A 4,684-nucleotide genomic window follows, 5' to 3' on the forward strand; every position below is an offset into this window, starting at 1 on the left:
GTAGGCATCGTCGAGGCGACCCTGGTAGAGCACGGTGCGGCCATCGGCCCCCACCACCACGGCTTCGGGCGTGACGCGGGCGTGCAGCTTTTTGGTGAGCGCGTGGCCGGCATCAGCCTGCAGCGGGAAAGCCAGCTGGTAGGTTTTGGCGAAGGCGGCCAGGCCGGCGGGCGTTGTTTCCTTCGCCGGAAACACGCCCACGAAGCGCACGCCCTGCACGCCATAGCGGGTGTGCAATTCCCGCAGCGGCAGCGTGGCCGCCTGGCTGATGGGGCAGGTTTCGGCCAGAAACACGTACACCGTGGCCCGGGGCGCAGGCACCAGCCAGCCAAACAATTGAAACCAGAGGAAAATTAGTGGCATAAGCAATTTTGACATTCCGGCGGCGGCCCACCGGAGCGCGGCCGCTTTGCTTTCGATGAGCGGCGGCGGCAAAAGTTACATCGCAACATCTAAATATTTTCGGCACGCCGCAGTGCCGGGCTGCTGTGCAGACACATATTGCCGGGTATTGGGTTCCGGCTATTTCGGCGCGATTTTCGTTATTGTCGGGTTGGCATTTACTTTTTCATTGACTCTATGACTGCTTTTTTGCTCCGCACTTGCTCTTCTACTTCCCTCGCTGCGGTGGCGGCCCTGGGCCTGCTCGCCGCTTCCTGCACGGCTCCGCGCGCCTTCACCAACACTGGCAAGGTGACGCCCCAGGGCGAGTTCCGGGCCGGCTACGACCAGGGCTTCAACATTGCCAGCGCGCCCCTGGCCAAAGCCGGCAGCGCCGTGAAAGAAGCCGCCAGCCAGGCCGCCAGCCAAGCCTCCAGCCAGGGCAAAGTCGACTATACCGACGCCACCACCCAGCTGCAGGCCGCCGCCCTGGCCTACGTGCTCGACCCCGTGCAAACCACCGCCGACGTGTACCTGCGCTACGGCTTCGCCCCGCGCTTCGACGCGGGCTACAAGTATACCTTCGGCTCGCACGTGTTCGACGCCCAATACCAATTCCTGGGCCCCACCGGTACGCCCGAAAACCCCGGCGCGGGCGCAGCGCCGGGCGCGCTTTATGGCAGCATCGGGCTGCAGTTTGCCACCCAGCGGGCCAAGCTGCCCAGCCTGCCCTTCCTGTCCGACATCAACTCGGTGCTGAACCTGCGCGCCACCCGCAACGACCTTATCGTGCCGCTCACGTTCAGCAACTCGTTTGGCACCGAGGAGGAAATCGGGGCCATCAGTTACGGCCTGGTGTATACGCACAGCTGGGTGAGCTACGGCTTTGCGCCCGATAAAATCTACAGCGGCTCGGCGAAAGTGCCCGAGCTGCCGCTGCAGCGGCGCAACTACTCGTCGTTCGGCGGCTTCGTCAATCTGAAAATCGGTTACCGCTACGTGTATTTCATCCCGGCCGTGTCGCTGTTCTACCAGAACTACGGCGACTTCGCGCTGCTCAACAACCAGAGCACCTCGCTCAGCGGCATTACCGTGGTGCCGTCCATCGGCGTCCAGCTGCGCATTCCAAATTTCACGAAATAACCCAACAGCGCCCCAGGGCGGAGAACCCCGAAATTTCATTTCGGCCCACCAGAACGATATGTTCTCACGGGCCGAAATGAAATTTCGGGGTTCTCCGCAAATATGGGTTTCCGTCGCTTTCTTTGTTGCCCGTTTTTCAAAACTTTACGCCGCCGCGGCCGCTCACCTTTTCCGCCCCACCCATGGAAGCTCCCAACCCCGAATTCATGCGCGAAGCCATTCGCCTGTCCATCGAAAAAATGAAAGCTGGCTTCGGCGGACCTTTCGGAGCAGTGGTAGTGAAGGACGGCCAGATTATCGCCCGCGGCTTCAATCAGGTGACGACCACGCACGACCCCACCTGCCACGCCGAGGTCGACGCCATTCGCAAAGCCTGCAAGGAACTGGGCACCTTCCAGCTCGACGGCTGCGACCTTTACACCAGCTGCGAGCCCTGCCCCATGTGCCTCGGCGCCATCTACTGGGCCCGTCCGCGCCGGGTGTTCTACGGCAACACCAAGGCCGATGCCGCCGCCATCGGCTTCGACGACCAATTCATCTATGAAGAGCTTGACCGACCCATGGAAAATCGCAAGCTGCCCATGACGCAGCTGCTGCGCGACGAGGCCCTGGCCGGTTTCCGCGCCTGGACGGAACTGGAAGGCAAGACGGAGTATTAAGGTGAATAGCCTCGTTTAAAGCGCGCAATAAAGACGGTCATGCTGAGCGTAGTCGAAGCATCTCTACCGCAGAAGTAATCTATTTGATTGAGTTAGTTGCGCGGTAGAGATGCTTCGACTGCGCTCAGCATGACGTTCCCCATTGTCTCCTGATTTATGATTGAGTTTCTCCTCAACGACCAGCCCATTCGCACCAGCGAGGCCCCGGCCAGCGCTTTGCTCGATTTCGTGCGCTACCACGAGCAGCTGAAGGGCACCAAAATCGGCTGCCGCGAGGGCGACTGCGGCGCTTGCACTGTGCTGGTAGGCGAGCTAAGTGCCGACGGCCAGACCGTGAACTACCAGAGCATGACCAGCTGCCTCACGCCGCTGGGCAACGCCCACGGCAAGCACATCGTGACGGTAGAAGGTATCAATGCGGCCGGCAACCAGCTCACGCCCGTGCAAAAAGCCATTGTGGACGAGGGCGGCTCGCAGTGCGGCTTCTGCACGGTAGGTTTCGTGATGTCGCTGACGGGCCACAGCCTGAGCAGCGCGCCCGCCACCGAGAAAAGCACCACCGCGGCCATCGATGGCAACATCTGCCGCTGCACGGGCTACAAGTCGTTGGAGCGCGCCGCCGCCAAGCTCACCGCCGAGCTGGAAGGCCGCCCGGCCGAAAACGCCCTGACCTGGCTCAGCGAGAAGCAATTCGTGCCCGGCTACTTCGCGAATATTCCGGCCCAACTGGCGAAGCTGCGGCCCGCCGGGGCCAATGATACGGCAGATGCTACTGCAGCTATAGCAGCATCAGCAAAGGCCCACACCAACGGCAGTCAGGTTTCGACCTCGCCCAACGGCCACGCCCAAAACCAGAACGACCACGGGCATTCCACCCCGGCTCCTTTCACGCACGCCCTCCTCGGCGGCGGCACCGATTTGCTGGTGCAGCGCCTCGAAGAGCTGCGCGAGCAGCCCGGCGTGCGCCTGATTTTTGACCAGCCCGGCCGGCGCGGCATCCGCCACGAAACCACCGGCCGCGTGGTGCTGGGCGCCGCCACCACCGCCAGCCAGCTCCTTGAATCGGACCTGATGCGCGGCCTGCTGCCCAACCTGCCGCAATACCTGAAACTGGTATCGAGCACGCCCATCCGCAACATGGGCACGGTGGCCGGCAACTTCATCAACGGCTCGCCCATTGGCGACCTCACCATCATGTTCCTGGCGCTGGGCGCGTCCATCACGCTGCTCGATGCCGCTGGCGTCACCCGCGAGCTAGCCTTGCCCGACCTGTACCTGGGCTACAAAAAGCTGGCGAAAGCGGCCGACGAGCAGGTTATCGAAATCAGCTTCCCCGCCCCGCTGCCCGGCGACTTCTTCCACTTCGAGAAAGTATCTAAGCGCACCCACCTCGACATTGCCAGCGTGAATTCCGCCGCCTGGCTGCGGGTCGAAAACGGCCTCATCCAAGCTGCCCGCGTGTCGGCCGGCGGCGTGGGGCCGGTGCCGTTGTACCTGGACCGCACCAGCGCCTTCCTGCAAGGCCGCGAGCTGACGGCTGAGACTGTGAGCGCCGCCAACGAGGTGATGCAAGCCGAAATCAGCCCAATTTCCGACGTGCGCGGCACCAGCGACTACAAGCGGCTCTTGCTGCGCCAGTTGCTGTGGGCGCACTTCCTGGAGTTCGCGCCGGAACTGGCGGTGGATGAATTGATTTAATTCGATGGCTCATGAGATATTTCTTATCAGCCTTTTGTGTATTCCTATTTCAATCAGTTTTTGCGCAAAGCAGCCATCGATTAAAAATCGTCTCACATAAGAGTCACTCTGCCGAAGCGAAGAAATTTGTGGAGCAGTGTCTGGGTAATAGATACGGTGACGACTTATTGCCGGAATACCCTGAGATAGATACGGTCAAACATATTCAGGCTCTTATTCGAGTCGAGCCGGCCATTAAATTCAGCGATGGCTGTAATGGCATTTACTATTATTTATTAAGGTCTGGTTATTGGCGCACGCCAACATTTAGCGGAAGTAATGGCGCTTTTTACGAGTATGAATATCTTGTTTTGTTAAACGAAAAAGTTATTCCTTTCAAGGCAAACGCCCCTGCCAATTCAGAAAAATTTGCAAGGATTCGCAAGGATTTGATAAAGTACATAGGTGTTCAAAAAACGGACTCTATTAAACAACATTTAATACGCGGTTACGCACAGCGTTAGCAGGCTTTCCCTCATGAACCACCTCGACCCCCACCGCCACGTGCGCGGCGAATCGCAGTACCTCGACGACGTACCCGTGCAGCAGGGCACCCTGTACGCGGCCGTGTTTGAAAGCCCGCTGGCCCACGGCGTGCTCCGCAGCCTCGATTTCAGTGCGGCGCTGTCGGCGCCGGGTGTGGCGCGCGTGCTCACGGCGGCCGACATTCCCGGCGAAAACCAGATTGGCGGCATTGTGCCCGATGAGCCGCTGCTGGCCGAGGGGCATGTGCACTTCCGGGGGCAGCCGGTGGCGCTGGTGCT

Annotated in this window: 5 protein-coding genes and 1 pseudogene; 5 read left to right on the plus strand and 1 reads right to left on the minus strand. The window is 60.6% G+C overall.

Features of this window, described 5'->3' with window-relative positions; all coding sequences use genetic code 11:
- A partial coding sequence (locus ACYVDE_RS14840) for a redoxin domain-containing protein (protein ID WP_460502325.1) occupies positions 1–363 on the minus strand: 363 nt, incomplete at its 3' end.
- Positions 364–579: 216 nt separating this feature from the next.
- Between ACYVDE_RS14840 and ACYVDE_RS14845 the strand changes: the two genes are divergently transcribed.
- The 5 genes and pseudogenes from ACYVDE_RS14845 to ACYVDE_RS14865 form a co-directional block, all read left to right on the plus strand.
- Entirely contained in the window at positions 580–1,524 is a 945-nt protein-coding gene (locus ACYVDE_RS14845) for a hypothetical protein (RefSeq protein WP_460502326.1), read from the plus strand.
- A gap of 182 nt (positions 1,525–1,706) precedes the next feature.
- Positions 1,707–2,183 carry a nucleoside deaminase gene (locus ACYVDE_RS14850; protein ID WP_460502327.1) on the plus strand — a complete coding sequence of 159 codons (477 nt, stop codon included), beginning with the start codon at positions 1,707–1,709 and terminating at the stop codon, positions 2,181–2,183.
- 156 nt (positions 2,184–2,339) lie between these two features.
- The gene (locus ACYVDE_RS14855; protein WP_460502328.1) at positions 2,340–3,881 is read left to right on the plus strand and encodes an FAD binding domain-containing protein; all 1,542 of its coding nucleotides are present in this window, start codon (positions 2,340–2,342) and stop codon (positions 3,879–3,881) included.
- 11 nt (positions 3,882–3,892) lie between these two features.
- A complete protein-coding gene (locus tag ACYVDE_RS14860) occupies positions 3,893–4,384 on the plus strand; it encodes a hypothetical protein (RefSeq protein WP_460502329.1) in 492 nt (163 codons plus the stop codon).
- A gap of 13 nt (positions 4,385–4,397) precedes the next feature.
- Positions 4,398–4,684, plus strand: a pseudogene (locus tag ACYVDE_RS14865) (xanthine dehydrogenase); the annotation flags it as partial.

It is taken from the genome of Hymenobacter agri, from assembly GCF_054778495.1.

Excerpts from the sequence above, each read along its gene's own strand:
- ACYVDE_RS14850 (WP_460502327.1), top strand. The coding sequence starts at position 1,707 with ATGGAAGCTCCCAACCCCGAATTCATGCGCGAAGCCATTCGCCTGTCC.
- ACYVDE_RS14855 (WP_460502328.1), top strand. The coding sequence starts at position 2,340 with ATGATTGAGTTTCTCCTCAACGACCAGCCCATTCGCACCAGCGAGGCC.
- ACYVDE_RS14860 (WP_460502329.1), top strand. The coding sequence starts at position 3,893 with ATGAGATATTTCTTATCAGCCTTTTGTGTATTCCTATTTCAATCAGTT.
- ACYVDE_RS14845 (WP_460502326.1), top strand. The coding sequence starts at position 580 with ATGACTGCTTTTTTGCTCCGCACTTGCTCTTCTACTTCCCTCGCTGCG.